This window comes from Amycolatopsis bullii, assembly GCF_014654205.1.
Classification (GTDB): Bacteria; Actinomycetota; Actinomycetes; order Mycobacteriales; family Pseudonocardiaceae; genus Amycolatopsis; species Amycolatopsis plumensis.
Map to the genome: position 1 here is coordinate 16,749 of NZ_BNAW01000041.1, position 19,681 is coordinate 36,429.

22 protein-coding genes are annotated in these 19,681 nt (G+C 71.0%); 10 read left to right on the forward strand and 12 right to left on the reverse strand.

All coding sequences use genetic code 11. The features are described 5' to 3' along the window. Positions 1-27 precede the first annotated feature (27 nt). A complete protein-coding gene (locus IE317_RS32825) occupies positions 28-591 on the forward strand; it encodes an RsiG family protein (RefSeq protein ID WP_191315250.1) in 564 nt (187 codons plus the stop codon). Next, entirely contained in the window at positions 588-1,520 is a 933-nt protein-coding gene (locus IE317_RS32830; protein ID WP_191315251.1) for an asparaginase, read from the forward strand. The genes IE317_RS32825 and IE317_RS32830 overlap by 4 nt, the downstream gene beginning before the upstream one ends. 175 nt (positions 1,521-1,695) lie before the next feature. Here the strand turns inward: IE317_RS32830 and IE317_RS32835 are convergent, their stop codons facing one another. Next, the gene (locus IE317_RS32835; protein ID WP_191315252.1) at positions 1,696-2,592 is read right to left on the reverse strand and encodes a hypothetical protein; all 897 of its coding nucleotides are present in this window, start codon (positions 2,590-2,592) and stop codon (positions 1,696-1,698) included. 207 nt (positions 2,593-2,799) lie between these two features. Here IE317_RS32835 and IE317_RS32840 point away from each other — a divergent pair, with 207 nt between their 5' ends. Continuing rightward, positions 2,800-2,994, forward strand: a complete 195-nt coding sequence (locus IE317_RS32840) for a DUF3073 domain-containing protein (protein WP_043775821.1) — start codon at positions 2,800-2,802, stop codon at positions 2,992-2,994. A gap of 105 nt (positions 2,995-3,099) precedes the next feature. After that, entirely contained in the window at positions 3,100-3,954 is an 855-nt protein-coding gene (locus IE317_RS32845; protein WP_268246926.1) for a 3-hydroxybutyryl-CoA dehydrogenase, read from the forward strand. Here IE317_RS32845 and IE317_RS32850 read toward each other — a convergent pair. From IE317_RS32850 to IE317_RS32865, 4 genes are all read right to left on the reverse strand, one after another. After that, positions 3,945-4,772: an ECF transporter S component gene (locus tag IE317_RS32850; RefSeq protein ID WP_191315253.1), complete on the reverse strand. Its 828-nt coding sequence runs from the start codon at positions 4,770-4,772 to the stop codon at positions 3,945-3,947. The genes IE317_RS32845 and IE317_RS32850 overlap by 10 nt on opposite strands. A 514-nt stretch (positions 4,773-5,286) precedes the next feature. Further along, on the reverse strand, positions 5,287-6,885 hold the full coding sequence (locus IE317_RS32855) for an ABC transporter ATP-binding protein (RefSeq protein WP_191315254.1): 1,599 nt from the start codon (positions 6,883-6,885) through the stop codon (positions 5,287-5,289). Then, complete coding sequence (locus IE317_RS32860; RefSeq protein WP_191315255.1) at positions 6,882-7,943, reverse strand: CbiQ family ECF transporter T component; 1,062 nt, start codon at positions 7,941-7,943, stop codon at positions 6,882-6,884. The genes IE317_RS32855 and IE317_RS32860 overlap by 4 nt, the downstream gene beginning before the upstream one ends. Continuing rightward, positions 7,933-8,553: a hypothetical protein gene (locus IE317_RS32865; RefSeq protein WP_191315256.1), complete on the reverse strand. Its 621-nt coding sequence runs from the start codon at positions 8,551-8,553 to the stop codon at positions 7,933-7,935. Before IE317_RS32865 ends, IE317_RS32860 begins: the two co-directional genes overlap by 11 nt. 140 nt (positions 8,554-8,693) lie before the next feature. Here IE317_RS32865 and IE317_RS32870 point away from each other — a divergent pair, with 140 nt between their 5' ends. Further along, complete coding sequence (locus tag IE317_RS32870; protein ID WP_191315257.1) at positions 8,694-9,602, forward strand: Gfo/Idh/MocA family protein; 909 nt, start codon at positions 8,694-8,696, stop codon at positions 9,600-9,602. Between the two features lie 293 nt (positions 9,603-9,895). Then, positions 9,896-10,639, forward strand: a complete 744-nt coding sequence (locus IE317_RS32875) for a GNAT family N-acetyltransferase (protein WP_191315258.1) — start codon at positions 9,896-9,898, stop codon at positions 10,637-10,639. Here the strand turns inward: IE317_RS32875 and arfB are convergent. From arfB to IE317_RS32905, 6 genes are all read right to left on the reverse strand, one after another. Then, the gene (arfB, locus tag IE317_RS32880; RefSeq protein ID WP_191315259.1) at positions 10,636-11,067 is read right to left on the reverse strand and encodes an alternative ribosome rescue aminoacyl-tRNA hydrolase ArfB; all 432 of its coding nucleotides are present in this window, start codon (positions 11,065-11,067) and stop codon (positions 10,636-10,638) included. The genes IE317_RS32875 and arfB overlap by 4 nt on opposite strands. A gap of 2 nt (positions 11,068-11,069) precedes the next feature. Continuing rightward, the gene (purM, locus tag IE317_RS32885) at positions 11,070-12,140 is read right to left on the reverse strand and encodes a phosphoribosylformylglycinamidine cyclo-ligase (RefSeq protein ID WP_191315260.1); all 1,071 of its coding nucleotides are present in this window, start codon (positions 12,138-12,140) and stop codon (positions 11,070-11,072) included. Between the two features lie 29 nt (positions 12,141-12,169). Next, on the reverse strand, positions 12,170-13,696 hold the full coding sequence (gene purF / locus IE317_RS32890) for an amidophosphoribosyltransferase (RefSeq protein WP_191315261.1): 1,527 nt from the start codon (positions 13,694-13,696) through the stop codon (positions 12,170-12,172). Between the two features lie 118 nt (positions 13,697-13,814). After that, positions 13,815-14,120, reverse strand: coding sequence for a hypothetical protein (locus IE317_RS32895; protein WP_191315262.1), 306 nt, complete (start codon positions 14,118-14,120; stop codon positions 13,815-13,817). After that, positions 14,107-14,346 carry a DUF397 domain-containing protein gene (locus IE317_RS32900; RefSeq protein WP_191315263.1) on the reverse strand — a complete coding sequence of 80 codons (240 nt, stop codon included), beginning with the start codon at positions 14,344-14,346 and terminating at the stop codon, positions 14,107-14,109. Before IE317_RS32900 ends, IE317_RS32895 begins: the two co-directional genes overlap by 14 nt. 254 nt (positions 14,347-14,600) lie before the next feature. Beyond that, positions 14,601-15,479: a helix-turn-helix domain-containing protein gene (locus IE317_RS32905; RefSeq protein WP_191315264.1), complete on the reverse strand. Its 879-nt coding sequence runs from the start codon at positions 15,477-15,479 to the stop codon at positions 14,601-14,603. A 200-nt stretch (positions 15,480-15,679) separates the two neighbouring features. Between IE317_RS32905 and IE317_RS32910 the strand changes: the two genes are divergently transcribed. Next, positions 15,680-16,477 carry an SAM-dependent methyltransferase gene (locus tag IE317_RS32910; RefSeq protein WP_191315265.1) on the forward strand — a complete coding sequence of 266 codons (798 nt, stop codon included), beginning with the start codon at positions 15,680-15,682 and terminating at the stop codon, positions 16,475-16,477. 28 nt (positions 16,478-16,505) lie between these two features. Here IE317_RS32910 and IE317_RS32915 read toward each other — a convergent pair whose 3' ends face one another. Continuing rightward, a complete protein-coding gene (locus IE317_RS32915; protein ID WP_191315266.1) occupies positions 16,506-16,907 on the reverse strand; it encodes a sterol carrier family protein in 402 nt (133 codons plus the stop codon). 56 nt (positions 16,908-16,963) lie between these two features. Here IE317_RS32915 and IE317_RS32920 point away from each other — a divergent pair, with 56 nt between their 5' ends. The 3 genes from IE317_RS32920 to IE317_RS32930 all read left to right on the forward strand — a co-directional run bounded on the left by IE317_RS32920 (position 16,964) and on the right by IE317_RS32930 (position 19,634). Next, positions 16,964-17,668, forward strand: a complete 705-nt coding sequence (locus IE317_RS32920; RefSeq protein ID WP_191315316.1) for a type VII secretion system-associated protein — start codon at positions 16,964-16,966, stop codon at positions 17,666-17,668. Between the two features lie 104 nt (positions 17,669-17,772). Further along, a complete protein-coding gene (locus tag IE317_RS32925; protein ID WP_191315267.1) occupies positions 17,773-18,573 on the forward strand; it encodes a lysozyme in 801 nt (266 codons plus the stop codon). Positions 18,574-18,764: 191 nt separating this feature from the next. Beyond that, positions 18,765-19,634: a lysozyme gene (locus tag IE317_RS32930; protein WP_191315268.1), complete on the forward strand. Its 870-nt coding sequence runs from the start codon at positions 18,765-18,767 to the stop codon at positions 19,632-19,634. Positions 19,635-19,681 lie beyond the last annotated feature (47 nt).

Here is a 19,681-nt window from a genome sequence, read left to right on the forward strand (position 1 = left end):
TCACGCTCAACCGGGATAAACTGCGCTGTGATCGAAGTGCGGCCCGGTGGCAGGCGGCGGATCGACCGCGTGCTCGGCCCGGGGTACCTCAGCGGCCTGGGTGAACTGCCGCTGAACGTGCTGCGCGAGCGGCGCGACGAAGCCGCGCAGGAAGAGACCGACCTGTCCTACCTGCGCCGTCTGCTGCACGCCCGGATCGACATCGTGCGCGCGGAGCAGGCCCGGCGCAGCTCGGGCGGCGAAGCGAGCATCGTCGACCAGCTGGCGACGATCCTGGCCGACAACGCGCTGGGGCCGGCGGCGGGCTCGGGTCGTCACCAGCAGCTGGAGCCCTCCCGTGCGGGCGAGCACCGGCGGCACGCGGAGGCCCTGATCGGCGACACGGACCTGACCGACGTCGGGTCCCTGTCGGACGAGAAGCTCGCCTCCGCTTTGGACACGTACGCCCGCGAAGAGCTGTCGGTGTCGTCGTTCCGCCGAGAGGTTCAGGGCGTGATGGACACGCTGAACGCGGAGATCGCGAAGCGCTACCAGCAGGGATCGGCCACAGTGGACGAGCTGCTGGAGAACGAAGGCGGCCGCGGCGAGTGACCAACCCCGTGCTCGCCGAAGTCGTGCGGTCGGGTTTCGTCGAAAGCGTCCACCGGGGCGCGCTTGTGATCACCGGCCCGGAAGGCGCCGCGCGGCTGGCTTTGGGAGACGTCGTCTCGCCGGTGTACCCGCGGTCGTCGAACAAGCCGCTGCAGGCGGTCGGCATGCTCCGGGCGGGCTTGGACTTCACAGGCGAGGACCTGGCGCTGGCGTGCGCGTCGCATTCGGGCGAGCCCGGGCACGTGAAGCGGGTGCTGGAGCTGCTCTCGGCCGCCGGCCTGGATGAGCGCGACCTGGCCTGCCCGCCCGACTTCCCACTGCACGTCCCGAGCATGCGCGACGCGGCCGAGCCGCGGCGGGTGATGATGAACTGTTCGGGCAAGCACACGGCGATGCTGACGACGTGCGTCCGGGCGGGCTGGCCGGTGGCCGGGTACTCCGCGCCGGACCATCCGCTGCAGCAGGCGCTCGCCGCTGCCGTGTCCTCGCTGACGGGCGAGCCGATCGCCCACACGGGTGTCGACGGGTGCGGCGCGCCGTTGTTCGCGTTTTCCCTGACGGGGCTGGCTCGCGCGTTCGGCCGGATTGCGAGCGCGGTGGACGGGCCGTCGGCGGAGGTGGCTTCGGCGATGCGGGCGCACCCGTGGCTGGTGGCGGGGACGGGCCGCGAGGACACGGCATTGATGTCCGGTGTGGAGGGACTGATCGCGAAGGCGGGCGCGGAGGGGGTCCAGGCGTTCGCCCTGCCGGACGGGTTCGCGGTGGCGATCAAGATGGACGACGGCGCGAAGCGGGCTTGCGCGCCACTGGCGGTTTCGGCGCTGCGGTACCTCGGGGTGGACGTGTCCGGGCTCGAGGAGCTGGCGCAGCCGCCGGTTTCGGGTGGCGGGCAGCCGGTGGGCGAGATCCGGGTGCCGGAGCTGCGCTGACCGCTGGTTGGGTGCCGCTGCGCGGGGCGCTCGGCCTGCCGTCCGCCTGCCGCGCCGCCGGATGCCGCTGGCTCCCGCCGGCTGCGGATCGCGACTGAGCAGCCCCCGTTTCCACGCTACCGCCGGGCACCGACAGTTTCGGGCCGGAGGAGTCGCCGGGGCGCCCGGTTGTCCACTAGTTGGCGCGCTCGCGGGCGGCCACGTCACCCCAGAACTCGCGCAGGTCGGAGAACAGCTCGGCCAGCTCCTCGACGTTGCCCGAGCGCAGGGCGTCCAGGATGTCGTGGACCTCGTCGGCCGTGTTGTCGGCTTCCAGGACCGGGTCCGTGAACAACTGCACCAGGCCGCCGTAGTCGAGCTCGACCACCGAATCCGCGTGGAAGTTGTCCAGCCAGCGGCGCGTCTCGAATAGCACGCGGCCCGGCCCGGAGTCGCCGAACGTCTGCTCCAGGAGCTCCCCGGCCTCGCGGGCGCGGTGCTGCGCGTCGGCCAGCGTCGCCCGCCAGGACAGTTCGCGCTGCGGGTCGGCGCGGCCGTTGCCGAGCACCAAGCGCCGCTCCTCCGGCTCGATCAGCACGAACCACGGCAGCGGGACGGTCCAGGTGGTCGACAACGTGTGCGCCGCCGACGTGCTCAGGTCCACCATCGCCGACTTCGTGCGGGCGCGGATCGTCTCCTGGGTGAAGCCGCCTTCGTCGAGAACGACGTTCTTCAGCGCCGGGTGCGCGTCGCCGAGGAAGGTGACCAGCGCGGCCGCCGAGCGGGCACGCAGTTCCAGCGGGCAGACGAGCGGACCGTGTTCGGCCTTGCCGCCCGGCACGTCCTCGGGGTCGAGCACCAGGACGTCGGTCAGCAGGCTCGGCGCCGGACGGCCGTCGGCGAGCTCGGCGGGCAGCAGCCGCCGCGGGGCGGCCACCTGTGACTTGAGCCACATGGCCTGCTCGCGCGCCCCCGCGTCCGTCCGCCTCAGCTTCGCCGCCGCGACGGCCGCACGCAGCCGCTCGTCCGGCGGATCGCCCAGGGCGAGCAGGGGTTCGTACACCCGCAGGTAAGCCACGAAGGGACGGAGCACGGGTAGATCGTGGCACGTCTACCTGCGCCGATCGCCACCGACCGGCCGGTAACCGGTGTCCGGGGAACACTGTCGTGACCGGCACACCGTGCCACGTCGCATCGAACCCCCCGGACACGGTACGGTGTGAGCAGGAAAGAATTGTCGAGACGATGCGGGGCCGCCGATTCCCCCGGCCGCCCCGCCCCTGTGCGAGGGGGTCGAGCCATGGGGCGCGGCCGGGCTAAGGCCAAGCAGACGAAGGTGGCGCGTGAGCTCAAATACAGCTCGCACGAGACCGACTTCGATGCTTTGCAGCGCGAGCTGTCGAGTAACTCCTCCAGTGACAACCACCACGAGGAACCTGTCGACAGCCGGTATGAAGACCCGTACGACGACGGGTACGACGAGTACCGTCGTTGAGCACGCGTAACCGCGCGAGGGTGGTGCCCATCCGGCATCCGCCCTCGCGCGCTGCGTGCTGCCTGCAAAACATGCGGGTCGCGAAGCGGACGAAGGAGTGAGCCGGTGGTAAGTCGGGTTGGAGTCGTCGGGGCGGGCCTCATGGGGTCCGGCATCGCCGAGGTGCACGCGCGGTCCGGATTGGACGTCGTGATCACCGAGGTGAACCAGCCGGCGCTCGACGCGGGCCGGGCGCGCATCGAGAAGTCGCTGCAACGCGGCGTCAAGAGCGGCAAGCTGACCACCGAGGACGCCGACGCGGCGCTCGCGCGGGTCCGGTTCACCACGGACATCGCCGAGTTCGCCGACCGTGAACTGGTCATCGAGGCGATCCTCGAGCAGGAGCAGGCGAAGGTCGACGTCTTCCGCCAGCTGGACAAGATCGTCGAGGCCGAGGACGCGCTGTTCGCGTCCAACACGTCGTCGATCCCGATCATGAAGCTGGGCATGGCGACGAGCCGGCCGCAGCAGGTGGTCGGCATCCACTTCTTCAACCCGGTGCCGGTGCTGCCGCTGGTGGAGCTGGTGCCCTCGCTGCTGACCAGCGACGAGACCGCCCGCCGCGCGGAAGAGCATGCGACGACGGCGCTGGGCAAGACCGTCATCCGTTCGCAGGACCGCGCCGGGTTCATCGTGAACTCGCTGCTGGTGCCGTACCTGCTTTCGGCGATCCGCATGATCGAGTCGGGCTTCGCCTCGGCCGAGGACATCGACCGCGGCATGGAGCTGGGCACGGCCCACCCGATGGGTCCGCTGCGGCTGTCCGACCTGATCGGGCTGGACACGATCAAGGCCATCGCGGACTCGATGTACGCGGAGTTCAAGGAGCCGCTGTACTCGTCGCCGCCGCTGCTGCTGCGCATGGTGGACGCGGGCCTGCTCGGCAAGAAGACGGGCCGCGGCTTCTACTCCTACAGCTGACCTCGGTCGAAGGTCGCGGGCGCCTCGAAGGCGGCCCGCCTGGCGGCGCGCCTCAGCACCGCCAGGACGGCGGGCCCCAGCAGGACGATGGCGACCGCGTTGGTGATCGCGCGACCGGTGTCCCAGCCGAGCGTCGAGGTCAGGACGGTGTACGCCGCGAACCGGCGAAGGTTGTCAAGGAGCGGCGCACCGGGCACGAAGCCGAGCTGTGTGGAGTCTCCGGCGAGGAACGGCCACGACCACAGGCTCATCAGCATCCCGAAGAAGTAGGCCGCGAAGACGCCGTAGCCGACGAGCAGGGCGATCTCGCCTTTCCCGCGCGGTTTCCGCGGGAGCAGCCCGGCCCCGAGCCCGATCAGCGACGACGCCAGCATCTGGAACGGTAGCCACGGCCCGACCCCGGCGGTGAGCAGCGCGCTGGTGAACAGCGACGTCGAGCCGAGCACGAAGCCGAAGCCCGGCCCGAAGACGCGCCCGGCGAGGACGAGCAGGAAGAAGACCAGCTCGATCCCGCCGGTGCCCGCGCCGAGCGGCCGCAGCCCGGCGTTGACAGCCGAGAGCACGCCGAGCAGCGCGAGCGCCTTGGCATCGATGCCCCCGCGGGACAGCTCGGCGAGCACGACGAGGATCAGCACCGGCAGGCTCGCCATGAAGACGAAGGGCGCATCGGCGCTGTGCGCGGCCGCGGTCGGCTGGGGATGGGTGAGCAGGGGCCAGCAGAACATGGCCAGCCCGAGGAGGCTCGCGACGGTGAGGACCAGCGCGGGCCGCGGAGTCAGGCGGATCGTGCGAGGCGGCGGGGTGAGGAAGTCGGTCATGCCGGGGTCACCGCCGCCGGTTCGCGGGTGATGGCGGTGACTGGCGGAGTTTCGCCTCGGCGCTGAGCGGTGGCCGAATGCGCGCCGGAGCGGCTGGGCGCGCGGGGGACATCAGCGGCCATGACCCGCGGGTCAGCCCAGGCGCGGCTCGGCACCCTCGGGTCATTGGCAACCTCGACCCGCAGGCCTGGCAAAGCCCGGGCTCGGCACACGGCGGGCGCACCGGCCCGCGCCGCAACTGCAGCACAGCCGCAGCCACGCACCAGCCAGTCACCACCGACCCCTGCCCGCAAGCCAGCACAGGCGCGGCGAGACACCGGTCGGACGACACCCGTGATCAACGGGCCAGGCCAGGCGCGGCTCGGCACACTCCAGCCACCGCCAGCCGCGATCCGCAAGCCAGCACGGCCACGGACCCGCCGAGCAGCATCGGCGGCGGCGGCGCGCGCTCGTTTCCCTGGGCCCCCCGCCCGCCCCCGCCCCCTCCCCTCCTCCCTCTCCCTCTCCCTCGCCCTCATGCCAGTGCCTCGGCTACCTCGTCCACCGTCAGCCACCGCTCCGGGGCCAGGATCTTGGCCACCTGCGGGGCGAACGCCGGTGAGGCGACGACCACCTGCTTCGTCGGGCCGTCCGCTACCACCTCGCCGTCGGCCAGGACCACCACGCGGTCGGCCACCGTGGCCACGAACTCGACGTCGTGGGTGGCCAGCACTACCGCGTGGCCCTGCGAGGCCAGCTCTCGCAGGGCTGCCGCGAAGCGCCGTTTTGCGTGGTAGTCGAGGCCGCGGGTCGGCTCGTCGAGCAGCACCACCGGCGGGGCCGACGCCAGCTGGATCGCCAGCACCAACGCCAGTCGCTGCCCTTCCGAAAGGTCGCCGGGGTGCGCTTCACCGGCGATTCCGGGGGCGAGCCGGTCCAGCAGGGCCCGGGCCGTTCCCGCCGGTACCTCCGACTCGGTGTCCGCCTGTGCGCACTCGGCGTCCACCGAATCGAGGTACAGCAGGTCGGCCGGGGTCTGCGGGACCAGGGCGACGCGCTGACGGGCCACTCGTGGCTTGAGCGACGCCGGGTCCACGCCACCGACGTCGACCTTCCCCGCCGACCTCGGGCCGCTGCCCTGCACCGCCCAGAGAAGCGACGACTTGCCGGAGCCGTTGCGTCCCATCAGCGCGACCACCTCTCCCGGTCCGACACGCAGGTCGACCCCGCGCACCGCCAGGACATCTCCGTATCGGACCACCACCCCTCTCACATCCAGTGCCGAACCGGTCACCGAGAGACTACGACCCACCACCGACAATTCCGCGAGTCGCGCGCGCAGCGGCCCGGCCACCCGCCGCGCGTCCCGGACCGACAGCGGCAGCGGCGACCAGCCCGCCAGCCGCCCGAGCTCGGCGATCGGGGGTGCGATCGGCGACGTCGCCAGGATCTCGGCCGGCGGCCCGGACCGCACCGAGCCGTCGCCCGGCAGGTACAGGAGCCGGTCCGCGTACTGGGCCACGCGCTCCATCCGGTGCTCCGCGACGATCACCGTCGTCCCCAGGTCGTGCACCAACCGGGTGATCGCCGCGAGCACGTCCTCGGCCGCCGTCGGGTCCAGCGCCGACGTCGGCTCGTCCAGGACCACGACCGACGGGTGCGCCGTGAGCACCGAACCGATCGCGACGCGCTGCTGCTGCCCGCCCGACAACGTCCGGAGTGGACGGTTGCGCAGCTCCGCGATGCCCAGCAGGTCGAGGGTTTCCTCGACGCGCTTGCGCATGACGTCCGGCGGCACCGCCAGCTGCTCCATCGCGTAGGCGAGTTCCTCCTCGACGGTGTCGGTCACGAACCCCGCGAGGGGGTCCTGCCCGACGACGCCGACGACCGACGCCAGCTCCCGCGGCGGGTGAGCAGCCGTATCGAAACCACCCACGACCACCCGGCCGGACAGCCGCCCGCCGGTGAAGTGCGGGACGAGCCCGTTGACGGCGCCGAGAAAGGTCGACTTGCCCGCTCCTGTCGGCCCCGCGACCAGGCACAACTCGCCCTCGTCGATCTGCAGCGACACGTCCGACAGCACCGGCCGCGAGGCGTCCGGGTAGGTCACCGTGACCTGCGAGAACTCGATCACCGCACGACCTCCGGAACCGGGGGCGCCACGAACGCCGGCAGCACCGCGACCAGCACGGACACCGCGTGCACCCAGGACACCTCCGGCCAGCGCAGCGGGCTCAGCGACGGGAACAACCGGCCCGCGTCGATCCGCGCGGTCGCGAACAGCAGCGCGCACGCCCCGACGCCGGCCGCGACGACCAGCGTCTCCGGCCACCGCCACGGGTCGGGCCGGTACGCCGTCCGCCGCACCCGGCGCCCGCCGAGGACGAAGCCCGCGACCGCCACGACCAGCCCGGCCGCCAGCAGCGGCACCCCGAGCCAGGACGACGTCCCGTCGAGCACGCCGTAGACGCCGACGCACACGCCGACCAGCCCGGCCAGGACGCAGGCCGCGATCAGCACCCGCAGGCGCGTCCCGAGGTACTCCCGGCGGCCGTAGCCCCGGGAGTCCATCGCCGCCGCCAGCCGCAGGGACCGGTCCATCGCGTCTTCCAGCACCGGCACCACGATGCCCTTCACCGCCCGCAGCCCGCGACTCCGCCCCGCTCGCAGCCGGCGGGCCCGCCGCACCCGCTGCACGCTCTCGACGAGCTGCGGGGCCACCGTCAACGCCACCGTCACCGCCGTCCCCACCTCGTACAACGCTCCCGGCACCGCCTTGAGCAGGCGTTTCGGGTTGGCCAGGGCGTTCGCCGCGCCGACGCAGACGACCATCGTCGCCAGCCGCAGGCCGTCGTAGAAGCCGCCGAGCAGCTCCTCCGCCGACGTCGGCCCGAACAGGGACAACCCCGCGGCGAGCGGGATGCGCGGCAGCGCGAACAGCACGTGCCCACCGTCGTCCCCGCCGATCAGGATCCGGAACAACACGCGCGAGGCGACGATCAGCGCGCCGACGTAGACGTACAGCCGGAACGCCAGCGCCCAGGGCGCGTCACTGCGCCGGTTCGCCACGACGAACCCGGCGACGGCGATGATCAGGCCGAGCAGCAGCGGGTTCGTCGTCCGGCTGGCCGCGACGGCCAGCGCGAGCGCCCACGCCCACCAGGCGCCGGGGTGCAGCGCCCTACTGGGCACGCCGACGCCGGGCGACGACGATCCCGGCGCCGCCGACCAGCACGATCACGACGGCCCCGGCGACCAGGCCCCAGGGGAACGAACTGCCCTGGTCAGAGGCGGCGGGCGCGGGCGAGGAGACCTGGCGGACCGGCGGCACGCGCGGCGGCGTCGGCAGGTCGTTCGCCGACTTCGGCCGCGCGAACGCCCACCCTTCGAACCCGCCCGGAGCCGGTTTCGCCGTCTGCGCGCCCTCCTGGCTCGACGTCCAGCTGCCCCCGGCGGAGGCGTGCCAGTAGCTCCAGTACGCCGTCGCCGACGGCATCCCCGCGCAGGACTCGACGTCGGGGCCGGGCTTGCCGTTGATCCGGCACGCCACCGCGAGGCCGTACTTCTGCGAGCCGGCCACCTCGATCCCGGCCTCCTGCAGGGCGGCGATGCCGTTCGCCGGCGTCCCGGTGGCGCAGCGGACCAGCGGCTGCGGGCCGAGGTCGCCGAAGTCGACGACCACCGTCACGCCGCCGCCCTCGGGGCAGGCTCCGTCGGTGCCAGCCGCCGAAGCGGGTGCGGCACCCACGAACGCGGCACCGAACAGGAGGGCGCAGACAACGGCGAACCGGGAGGCGATCATGCAGGCACTTTAACCAGGCGGACGCTCGCTGCAGGTGCGGTTCCGGCGCGACACGGAGATCCCTCGGGGGTTCCGGGTGGCGGAGCCCCCGGCCCGGGGCGAAGCTCCGGCTGGTCACCGACACACCTAGACTGCGGGCCGTGGGACAGCTCATCGCGGACGGACAGCTGCGCGTCGGCCTGATCGGCGCCGGCCCGTGGGCGACGACGATCCACGCGCCCGGACTGGCGGATCACCCCGGCACGGCGCTGACCGCGGTCTGGGCCCGGCGGCCGGAGGCGGCGCAAACGCTTGCGGAGACGCACTGCGCGGCCACCGCCGGCAGCGTCGAGGAGCTGTTCGAGCAGGTGGACGCGGTCGCGTTCGCCGTTCCCCCGGCGATCCAGGCCGAGCTGGGCGTGCGGGCGGCCGAGGCCGGGAAACACCTGATCCTGGAGAAGCCGATCGCCGCCGACCTCGACGGCGCGCGGCGGCTGGCCGACGCGGTCGCGGCGGCCGACGTGGCCGCGCTCGTCGTGCTGACCTTGCGTTACTCCGCCCAGACGCAGGAGTGGCTCGCCGGCCTCGCCCAGGCGGGCGGCTGGGCGGGCGGCGGCGCGCGCTGGCTGTCCGGCGCCCTGCTCGGCGGCCAGTTCGCCGCCTCCGAGTGGCGGCAGGAGGACGGCGGCGCGCTGTTCGACATCGGCCCGCACGCGCTCGACATGCTCGACGCCGCACTCGGGCCGATCACCGGGGTGGTGGCGGCCCGGCAGAGCCCCGGCGACCTCTGGCACCTGATGCTGGCCCACGAGGGTGGCGTGATCAGCACCGCCACGCTCTCGCTGCGGCTGCCGGTGCAACCGACCGTCGTCGAGGTCGCGGTCTGGGGCGAGCACGGCTACCGGACGCTCGGGCGCAAACCGGGCTCGGCGCAGGAGTCCTACACCGCCCTGCTGGACGATTTCGCGGCGATGATCGCGAGCGGCACGACGACGCACCCCTGCGACGTCCGGCGCGGCCTGCACCTCCAGGAACTGCTCGAGCAGGCGCGCGAACTCGCCGCGGAGTAGTACACAGGGCGGTTTCCCGCTTTTCGTTGCCCCACAACGTTTTCCCACTTGTCCCCAGAATTCATCCACAGGGTTGTCCACAGCATCCATTGTGGACAGTGCGGTCCGTTCGGAACAAACCGGTTGCCGGCCGTGCGACCATGGCCGTGAAGAGCCCGCTCGACTCAAGGAATGACCGCCTATGCCTGGCGCCGTCCCCGGCGTCGGCCCCCGCTAGGCCCGACGCCCGGCGAACCGCCCGCATGCCCCGATCCGGGGCTGCGATTCCTTGACGTGCCCTTCGAAAGGCTCACATGTCCGCCATACAGGCCTATGTCCGCGCGACGGCACCGCGCGGCCGGGAGACCGAGCAGGTCGGCCCGTTCCTCGCCACCTACTCGCCGAACCCGCACCCGATGCTCAACTACGCGATCCCGGACGACGGCGCCCAGCCGACGCCGGCCGAGATCGACGCCTTGACCGCGGCCTACCGGCGGCGGGACCTGCTCCCGCGGCTGGAGTACTTCACCGACGTCGCTCCCGGACTGGAGAAACTGCTGGTCGAAGCGGGGTACGCGCTCGAACGGCGGGTGCCGTTGATGACGTGCGCGCCGTCCGAGCGGGTCAGCAGGCCGGCTCCGGCCGGGATCCGGCTGCGCGCACCGGAGTCCGACGAGGACGTCCGGCGCATGCGGGAAGCGCAGAACACCGCGTTCGGCGAACCCGCGGAAGTCGGCGACGACGAGGTCGAGCACCTGAAAGCCGAGACCAGCGTGCGGCATCTGCTCGCGGAGGATCTCGGGACGAAAGCCGTGGTCGGCGGCGGGCTCGCGCTCGAAATCGTCGACGGCACCACCGAGATCGCCGGGATCGCCGTGCTCGAGCCGTACCGCGGCCGCGGGATCGCCGCGGCGCTCACCGCGCACCTCACCCGCGAAGTGCACGAGGCCGGTGCGCACACGGCGTTCCTCACCCCCGGTGACCTGGGGATCGGCACCGTCTACGCCCGCGTCGGCTACCGGCCCGCCGGGGAGTGCGTGCACTTGTCCCTGAGTTAGTCGTCGAAGCGGCCGGAGCGGCCCTTCTTCACGTCGCTCCGGCGCTTCTTCGACGCCAGGCGGCGCTCCTTCGAACCCCGCGAGGGCTTCGTGGGGCGCCGCTTGGCAGGTGGCGGGGCCGACGCGTCGAGCAGCAGGTTGGCCAACCGCCCCCGCGCGGCCTCGCGGTTCTGCAGCTGGGACCGGTGTTCGCTGGCCGCGATCGTCAAGACGCCGTCGACGAGCCGGGACGCCAGCGCGGCCAGCACGCGCTCACGCAGGTGCTCGGGGATCGACGGCGACCCGGCGACGTCGAACGACAGCTCGACCCGCGAGTCCGTCGTGTTGACGCCTTGACCGCCGGGACCGGACGACCGCGAGAAGCGTTCGCTCAACTCGGCTTCCGGGATGACGAACCGGGAGCCGACGACGACGTCCCCGGCGGCCACCGTCAGAACCGCGGGTGGTCGCCCGAGAGGACCGCGCGCGGGCCGTCGACGTCTTCGGCGGGCTGGACGTCGCCCAGCACCCACGCCGGGACGTGCCGCGCGGTCAGCATGGCCAGCGCCCGGTCGACGTCCTCGGCGCCGACGATCGCGACCATGCCGACGCCCATGTTGAACGTCTTCTCCAGCTCGGCGCGCTCGACCTTGCCGCGCTGGCCGATCAGCGCGAACACCGGCGCCGGCGTCCAGGTGCCGCGGTCGAGCCGGGCGACCAGGCCACGCGGCATGACCCGGGCGAGGTTGGCCTCCAGGCCACCGCCGGTGATGTGCGCGAACGTCCGGACCTCGGTCTCGGCGGCGAGCGCCAGGCAGTCCTTCGCGTAGATCCGCGTCGGCTCCAGCATCTCCTCGCCGAGGGTGCGGCTGAACTCCTCGACGTACCCGTCGAGCGGCATCCGCGCGATGTCGAGCAGCACGTGCCGGGCCAGCGAGTAGCCGTTCGAGTGCAGGCCGGACGACCCGAGCGCCAGCACGACGTCGCCCGGGCGGACCTTCTCCGGCGAGAGCAGCTGCGACGCCTCGACCACGCCGACGCCGGTGGCCGACATGTCGTAGTCGTGCTCGCCCATCAGGCCCGGGTGCTCGGCGGTCTCGCCGCCGAGCAGCGCGCAGCCGGCCTGGACGCAGCCCTCGGCGATGCCGCCGACCAGCGCGGCGATCTTCTCCGGGTGCACCTTGCCGACGGCGATGTAGTCCTGCAGGAACAGCGGCTCGGCCCCGGTCACGACCAGGTCGTCGACCACCATGGCGACCAGGTCGATGCCGACCGTGTCGTGCTTGTCGAGGGCCTGCGCGACGGCGATCTTCGTGCCGACGCCGTCGGTCGACGACGCGAGCACCGGCTCCTTCCACTTGTCGAGCTTCAGGGAGAACAGCCCGGCGAAACCGCCGACACCACCCATGACCTCGGGCCGCGTCGCCCGCTCGGCGTGCGGCTTGAGCAGCTCGACGGCTTCATCGCCGGCGTCGATGCTGACGCCGGCGGCGGCGTACGTGGCGCTCGTGGACTCGCTCACGGTGGAAGGACTCCCTACTGGAAGGACTGTCAGGGACGCCGGACGGCGTCTTCGGCACCGTACCCGGCGGGACTGACGGGGGTTGCCGCGCCATTGACCGCGTCGAGGCTTTCGAGCAGGTGTTTCCCGATCAGCGCGTCCTCCGGCAGCGGGATCGGGTACTCACCCGAGAAGCACGCCGTGCACAGCCGCGACTTCGGCTGCTCGGCCGCCGCGACCAGGCCGTCCAGGGAAATGTAGCCCAGCGAGTCGGCCCCGATCGAGCGGCGGATGCCGTCGAGGTCGACGCCGTTCGCGACCAGCTCGGCCCGCGACGCGAAGTCGATGCCGTAGAAGCACGGCCAGCGCACCGGCGGCGAGGCGATCCGGACGTGCACCTCGAGCGCGCCGGCCTCCCGCAGCATCCGGACGAGCGCGCGCTGGGTGTTGCCGCGGACGATCGAGTCGTCCACGACGACCAGGCGCTTGCCGCGGATGACGTCCCGCAGCGGGTTCAGCTTGAGCCTGATGCCCAGCTGGCGGATGGTCTGCGACGGCTGGATGAAGGTGCGCCCGACGTAGGCGTTCTTCACCAGGCCGGTGCCGTAGGGGATGCCCGAGCCCTGCGCGTAGCCGATCGCGGCCGGGGTGCCCGATTCCGGCACCGGCATCACCAGGTCGGCCTCGACCGGCTGCTCCTTGGCGAGCCGGCGGCCGATCTCGACGCGGGTGGCGTGCACGCCGCGGCCGGCGATCGTGGTGTCCGGGCGGGCGAGGTAGACGTACTCGAAGACGCAGCCCTTGGGGTCCGGGTTCGCGAACCGGGACGAGCGCAGGCCCGCGGCGTCGATGGCGATCAGCTCGCCCGGCTCGACCTCGCGGACGAAGGACGCGCCGACGATGTCGAGGCCCGCCGTCTCGCTCGAGACGACCCAGCCGCGTTCGAGCCGGCCGAGCACCAGCGGGTGCACGCCGTGCGGGTCACGCGCCGCGTACAGCGTGTTCTCGTCGGAGAACACCAGGCAGAAGGCGCCCTTGAGGGTGGGCAGCAGCTCCATGGCGGCGGCCTCGATGCCCTTGTCGGCGGCGTTCGCCGCGAGCAGGCCGCAGATCAGGTCGGAGTCGCTGGACGAGCCGGTCAGGCCCGCGTGCGGCTTGAGCCCCGCTTCGATGGTGCGTTCGCGCAGCTCGGCCGTGTTGACGAGGTTGCCGTTGTGGGCGAAGGAGAGGCCGCTGCCGGTCTCGGTGGTGCGGAAGATCGGCTGGGCGTTTTCCCAGATGGTCGCGCCGGTGGTCGAGTACCGGCAGTGCCCGACGGCGATGTGCCCCTGCAGCGACTGCAGGATCTGCTCGTCGAACACCTGGCTGACCAGGCCGAGGTCCTTGAAGACCACGATCTGCGAGCCGTCGGAGACGGAGATGCCTGCCGCCTCCTGGCCCCGGTGCTGCAGGGCGTAGAGGCCGTAGTAGGTCAGCTTCGCGACTTCTTCCCCGGGAGCCCAGACGCCGAAGACGCCACACTCCTCACGGGGTTCCGGTTCGGGCTGGTCGGACACGAGCTGCGGGTCGGAAACCACCGAGGAGCTCCTGGGAAGACGTGGTCAGGCCAGTGTCAGTGTAGACGGTCCGGACATGAGCCAGGCCCCGCCGGGCGTGGTTCTGACCACTTCGGACGGGGCCTGGAAGCCTGTACGTCTAGCACGCATCCGGCAGTGAAAGGATCTCCGTCAGCACCTGCGCACCTTCCCCGCGGCGGCGCCACAGCCACCGCTCCGGCTCGAAGATGTTCTCTTCGGAGCCGGGCATCCTGGTCGCCACGACGTCGTCCTCGGCGTTGAGCCGGACCACGTCCACCACGTCGTCGTGCACCCGCACGCCGACGACCGCGAGGACTTCACCGCGTTCGTCGGCGGGGTGGACGAACTGGTAGCCGCGGGCCACCAGTTCCTGCAGTCCGGTTTCGATGTCGAAGACGGGGGCGACGGCCTCAGCAGAGGACATCGTCGAATTCACCGTCCTTCGCGCCCGCCAGGAACGCCGCCATCTCGGCGCGCGTGTACACGAGCGCCGGGCCGGTCGGGAACCGCGAGTTGCGCATCGCGATCTCGCCGTTGGACAGCGGCGCGACCTCCACGCAGTTGCCGTAGGCACCGCTGTAGCTCGCCTTGCGCCACTCGGCACCGGACAGCCGATCGGCCGGGATGCCGTTCTCGAATCGCTCAGCCATGTTCCCACCTCTCGATGCGGAAAACCTTGAGGCAATGCATATGCATGTGCATTTGCCCGCGTGTTCGAGGCTAGCACGTGTGACTGCAATGGTAAATGCACGTGCAGAATTTCTTGCAAAGTTCGCGGACGGTAAGAATTACGAGGTCGCCGTTAACCTATCGGGTGACAGGCGGGTGCGCGAACGGAGTAATAACTACTGTTCGTTACCACTCATCGGAGCCGATTCGCCTGCGGAGGCAGGCAAAGCGGCAGCTAGATCTCTTGGCGGCGCTTCCCGAGCATCGACCGGCTGCGCTCGGGCGTCTCCGCGTCGACCGCCAGCATGTCCAGCGCGCGACTGTACTTCTCGATCTCTTCGCGCTTCTCGATGTAGTGCGCACCGGTCATGTACTCGACGTAGGCGATGTTCGGCAGTTCCGGTTCGCCGAAGCGCAACAGCGAAAAGGCGTGTTCCGCGGACAGGCCGCTGCGCGAGTACGGCAGGATCTGGATCGACACGTGCGGCAGCGCGCTCATCTCGAGCAGGTATTCGATCTGCTGCTTGAGCACCTTGACCCCGCCGATCGGGCGGTAGAGCACCGACTCGTCGAGCACCATCCAGACGCGCGGCGCGTCCGGCCTGCTGAACATCTTCTGCCGCCGCATCCGCAGCGCGACCAGCTGGTCGACCCGTTCGTCGGCCATCTCGGACCGGCCGTGGCTGAAGATCGCCCGCGCGTACGGCTCGATCTGGAGCAGGCCCGACACGTAGAGCGGCTCCCAGATCTGGATCCGGGCGGCGGCTTCTTCGAGGCCGACGAGGTCGGTGAACCAGTTCGGCATGGTGTCGCCGAAGCGCCGCCACCAGCCCGGCTCGTTCGACTGCTTGACCATGTCGAGGAACGCCCGGCGCTCCGTCGGGTCGTCGACGCCGTACATCGTCAGCAGGTCGGTGACGTCGCGTTCCTTGAACCCGACCCGGCCCAGCTCGAGCCGGCTGATCTTCGACTCGGACCCACGGATGTTGTAACCGGCCTGCTGACGGGTGATGCCGGCCTCTTCACGGAGCCGCCGCAGCTGCGAGCCCAGGATCATGCGGCGCGCCGTGGGGCCGATGTTCTGTTCACCTGCGGACGCGTTCACCGCGTTCATTCCCGGCCCTTCCGCGCTCACGTCACCAGGGGGTCCTAGCCCGACTACCGAAAGTACACGTTGGGCCGTCCTGCGCAAAGAGGTGACCCGGTTTACCGCATGCGTGTGGAGTCCTACTCTACGTAGAGTACGAGACTTTCAACACAGAACTTGCGAGGTTCAACATGCCCGACGCCGCGACCCGGACCGAACGAGTTCCCGTGGGGGTCGACCCGACCCGAGCGAGCATCGCGCGCGTGTACGACGCCTTCCTGCTCGGGAAGGACAACTACGAGATCGACCGGGAGGTCCTGCACAAGGTCCAGAAGGCGGCCCCGGAAGCGCAGGACCTCGCGTTCGAGAACCGGGGCTTCCTGATCCGCGCCTGCCGGTTCCTCGCCAGCCAGACCGGCATCACGCAGTTCCTCGACTGCGGCTCCGGCCTGCCGACCGCCGAGAACACCCACCAGGTCGTCCAGCGGATCAACCCGGAGATCAAGGTCGTCTACGTCGACAACGACCCGGTCGTGCTCGCCCACGGCCGCGCGCTGCTCGAGGAGAACGAGAACACGCACTTCGTCGCCGAGGACATCTTCGAGCCGCAGCGGATCCTCGAGCACGAGGTCGTCCGGCAGCACATCGACTTCTCGCAGCCGGTCGCCCTGCTCCAGATGGGCACGCTGCACCACTTCAACGGCCCGGACGAGCGGCCGGCCGAGATCATGAAGGAGTACATCGACGCGCTGCCGTCGGGCTCGTTCGTGGCGATCTCGCACTTCTTCGACCCGGAGGACGAGGACTCCGCGACCGCCCGCAGGATGGAGGACTTCTTCCTGCACAGCCCGATGGGCTCGGGCACCTTCCGGACGCAGAAGCAGATCGAAGACCTGTTCCCGGGGCTCGAGATGGTGCCCCCGGGTGTGGTCCGGTGCGCCGACTGGTGGCCGGACGGCCCGCGGCTCAAGGACCTCAACGTGGCCCAGCGGACCATCGCCGGCGGCATCGGCCGCAAGCCGTAGGGCAGTCCCGGTCCCCACCGGCCCTGCGTCAGTCCTCGAAACCCGTGCGTGAAATCCGCATCAGCGGAAGCCAGTGCGACAGGTCGGCCCGGGAGCCCGAAGCCGATACCCGGCCGTCGCCCACGGCCGTGGTCCAGTCCAGTTGCCCGGTGGCCAGTTCGAGCCACGTGCGCGGGTCGGTCTCGATCACGTTCGGCGGCGTGCCGCGCGTGTGCCGCGGGCCCTCGACGCACTGCACCGCGGCGAAGGGCGGCACCCGCACCTCGACCGACCGGCCCGGCGCGTCCGCCGCCAGGGCACGCAGCGACAGGCGGACCGCGGCGGCCAGCTCCGGGCGCGCCGGATCGGGCGCGTCGCCCTGCAGCCACGGGGAAATCGCCAGCACCGCCGCACGTAACTGTCCGGGGTCGACCGAACGCGAAGAGGCCATGGGCAAACAGTAGAGTGGCGCACCAAGACTTGGCAGGCACACCCGAGAACATGGGGATGACGATGGCGCAGCGGGACGAGGCGGATCGGATGGTTTCGCAGCAGCCCACCGGAAACGAAGCCGATCGCCCCGGGGGGCACGGCAAGCACAACCGCGCCGCGCGGCGCGAAGGCAGGCAGGCGCGGCGCAGCGGCAAGCACGGCACGCCCGAAATCACCGCGGAGATGCGCGCGAACGCCCGCGCCAATCCCGACAGCTGGCTCTACGTCATCGACGAGGCCTTCGACCCGAACGGCCCGGTGCCGTCGTGGGCGGTCGTCGGCGCGTACCCGGTGAACGGCGCCGGCGACGTCATCGCCGACTTCCACCCCAACGACCGCTACCGGCCCTCGCCCAAGGCGCTCGGCTTCCCGGACCCGGCGAACGACCTCGAGCACCTGCTGCAGCTCGTGCGCACCGAGCACCGCCCGCCGTCGGACCTGCCGAAGGCCGTCCTCGACGCGACGCTGTTCGTCTACGCGATGTCGCCGGTGCAGCGGACCGTCATCGGCTTCCACAACACCGACGGCCGGGTCATGGTGCCCGCCTACACCCGCAAGTCGCTGGTGCCGCGCGAGTGGCCGCACGCGCGGGCGGTGGTCGGCCGCGACATCGTCGACCTGCTCGGCGGGCACCCGGTCGCGATCAACCCGCACGACCTCATCACCGCGGTCGTGCCGGCCGAGCACCTGCTGAAGGCCATCGCCGACGAGCGGCGCTGACCTGCGGGTTCAACCCCATCGAGTGATCATCGAGTCGCCGATCCGGCGGCGCCGGTGCATCGTGAGACTGAAGAAGTCTCACGAGATCGGTGGGGAGCAAGAGGGTGAAACGACGTTCGCTGCCCTTCGCCGCCGTCCTCGCGTCCGTCCTGCTCGTGGCCGGGCAGGCGCCGGCGAAGGCCGACGACCCCTACGCCGGCGCGGAGGACCACTACGCGGGTTCGCAGATCGCCGAGGTCGAGGGCGTCGGCGAGGGCCCCGACGTGCTGTACGGCGGTGACGACCAGCTGCTCGGCCACGACGTCAGCGGGCACCAGGGCCCGGTCGACTGGCCCGGCGCGGCGGGGGCGGGCGCCAAGTTCGTCTACGTCAAGGCGACCGAGGGCACCGGGTTCGTGAACCCGCAGTTCGCGCAGCAGTACAACGGCTCCTACAACGTGGGCCTGATCCGCGGCGCCTACCACTTCGCGCGGCCGGACATCTCCGACGGCGCGTCGCAGGCGCGGTACTTCCTCGCCCACGGCGGCGGCTGGTCGGCCGACGGCAAGACCCTCCCCGGCGCGCTCGACGCGGAGTACAACCCGTACGGCGAAACGTGTTACGGCAAGGACGCCGCCGGCATGGTCGCCTGGATCCGCGCCTTCTCCGACACCTACCGCGCGGCGACCGGCCGGTTCCCGACGATCTACACGTCGACGAGCTGGTGGAAGCGGTGCACGGCGAACAACGGCGAGTTCGGCGCCAACCCGCTCTGGATCGCGCGCTACAACAGCTTCATCGGGGAACTGCCGTCGAGCTGGAGCATCCACACGATCTGGCAGTTCGCCGACCGCGGCACCCTGCCCGGCGACCAGAACTGGTTCAACGGCTCGGCGGACCGGCTGCTCGCCCTGGCGCTGGGCTGAACGGCCCAACCGTCCAATAATAGGTGTTAACTCGTCACTGATTAACGATCTTCTTCCCGGGAAAATCACCCACACGTATACCCAATTTCACGGAACTGAGTGACAAACGCCACTTCGTCCTCAACAATCGTGCTCGGGCGGCTACCTGCAGTTAGCCGCTCATCGCGAGGGTATCTGTGAAGGGAACCAAGATGTCCACTTCCCGAAGAGGGCGGTTGTTCGCTGCCCTGGTCGTCCCGGCCACGCTGCTCCTGCTCGGCAGCACGGCGCAGGCGACGACCTTCTCCCCCGAAGTCGACCCCGTGGCCGCGATCAACGCGGACATCGCACAGCACAACCACGAGCTGGGGTCGCAGATCCGGCGCGTCGAAGGCGACACGTCGACTCCGGACAGCCAGAAGTCGGCGCAGCAGCCGCAGCCGGGACAGGCCATGCCCGGCCAGGTGCTGGCCACGGTGGCCGGCATGGACGTCGCCAGCTACCAAGGCAACGTCGACTGGGCGAACTGGTGGAACCAAGGCAAGCGGTTCGTCTGGACCAAGGCCACGGAGAGCACCAACTACACCAACCCGTACTTCGCCCAGCAGTACAACGGCTCCTACAACCAGGGCTTCATCCGCGGCGCCTACCACTTCGCCACGCCGAACACCTCGAGCGGCGCGGCGCAGGCCCGGTACTTCGTCGCCCACGGCGGCGGCTGGTCCAAGGACGGGAAAACGCTCCCCGGCGCGCTGGACATGGAGTACAACCCGTACGGCGCGACCTGCTACGGGCTGAGCAAGGCGGGGATGACGTCGTGGATCCTCGACTTCCACGACACCTACCACTCGCTGACCGGCCGGTACCCGGTGATCTACACGTCGACGAGCTGGTGGGGCAGCTGCGTGAGCGGTGACTTCTCCAGCACGGCCCCGCTGTGGGTCGCGCGGTACGCGTCGTCGGTCGGCACCCTGCCCTACAACTGGGGCTACTACACCGTCTGGCAGTACACCTCGAGCCCGCTCGACCAGGACACCTTCAACGGTGCCTACGACCGGCTCCAGGCACTCGCCAACGGCTGATCCACCCCACAACCGGCTCCCGGATCGTGACGGCTTCGCGTCGCCAC

Excerpts from the sequence above, each read along its gene's own strand:
- IE317_RS32840 (WP_043775821.1), top strand. The coding sequence starts at position 2,800 with ATGGGGCGCGGCCGGGCTAAGGCCAAGCAGACGAAGGTGGCGCGTGAG.
- IE317_RS32930 (WP_191315268.1), top strand. The coding sequence starts at position 18,765 with ATGTCCACTTCCCGAAGAGGGCGGTTGTTCGCTGCCCTGGTCGTCCCG.
- IE317_RS32865 (WP_191315256.1), bottom strand. The coding sequence starts at position 8,553 with ATGATCGCCTCCCGGTTCGCCGTTGTCTGCGCCCTCCTGTTCGGTGCC.
- IE317_RS32850 (WP_191315253.1), bottom strand. The coding sequence starts at position 4,772 with ATGACCGACTTCCTCACCCCGCCGCCTCGCACGATCCGCCTGACTCCG.
- IE317_RS32905 (WP_191315264.1), bottom strand. The coding sequence starts at position 15,479 with ATGAACGCGGTGAACGCGTCCGCAGGTGAACAGAACATCGGCCCCACG.
- IE317_RS32920 (WP_191315316.1), top strand. The coding sequence starts at position 16,964 with ATGACGATGGCGCAGCGGGACGAGGCGGATCGGATGGTTTCGCAGCAG.
- IE317_RS32915 (WP_191315266.1), bottom strand. The coding sequence starts at position 16,907 with ATGGCCTCTTCGCGTTCGGTCGACCCCGGACAGTTACGTGCGGCGGTG.
- IE317_RS32875 (WP_191315258.1), top strand. The coding sequence starts at position 9,896 with ATGTCCGCCATACAGGCCTATGTCCGCGCGACGGCACCGCGCGGCCGG.
- IE317_RS32900 (WP_191315263.1), bottom strand. The coding sequence starts at position 14,346 with ATGGCTGAGCGATTCGAGAACGGCATCCCGGCCGATCGGCTGTCCGGT.
- IE317_RS32895 (WP_191315262.1), bottom strand. The coding sequence starts at position 14,120 with ATGTCCTCTGCTGAGGCCGTCGCCCCCGTCTTCGACATCGAAACCGGA.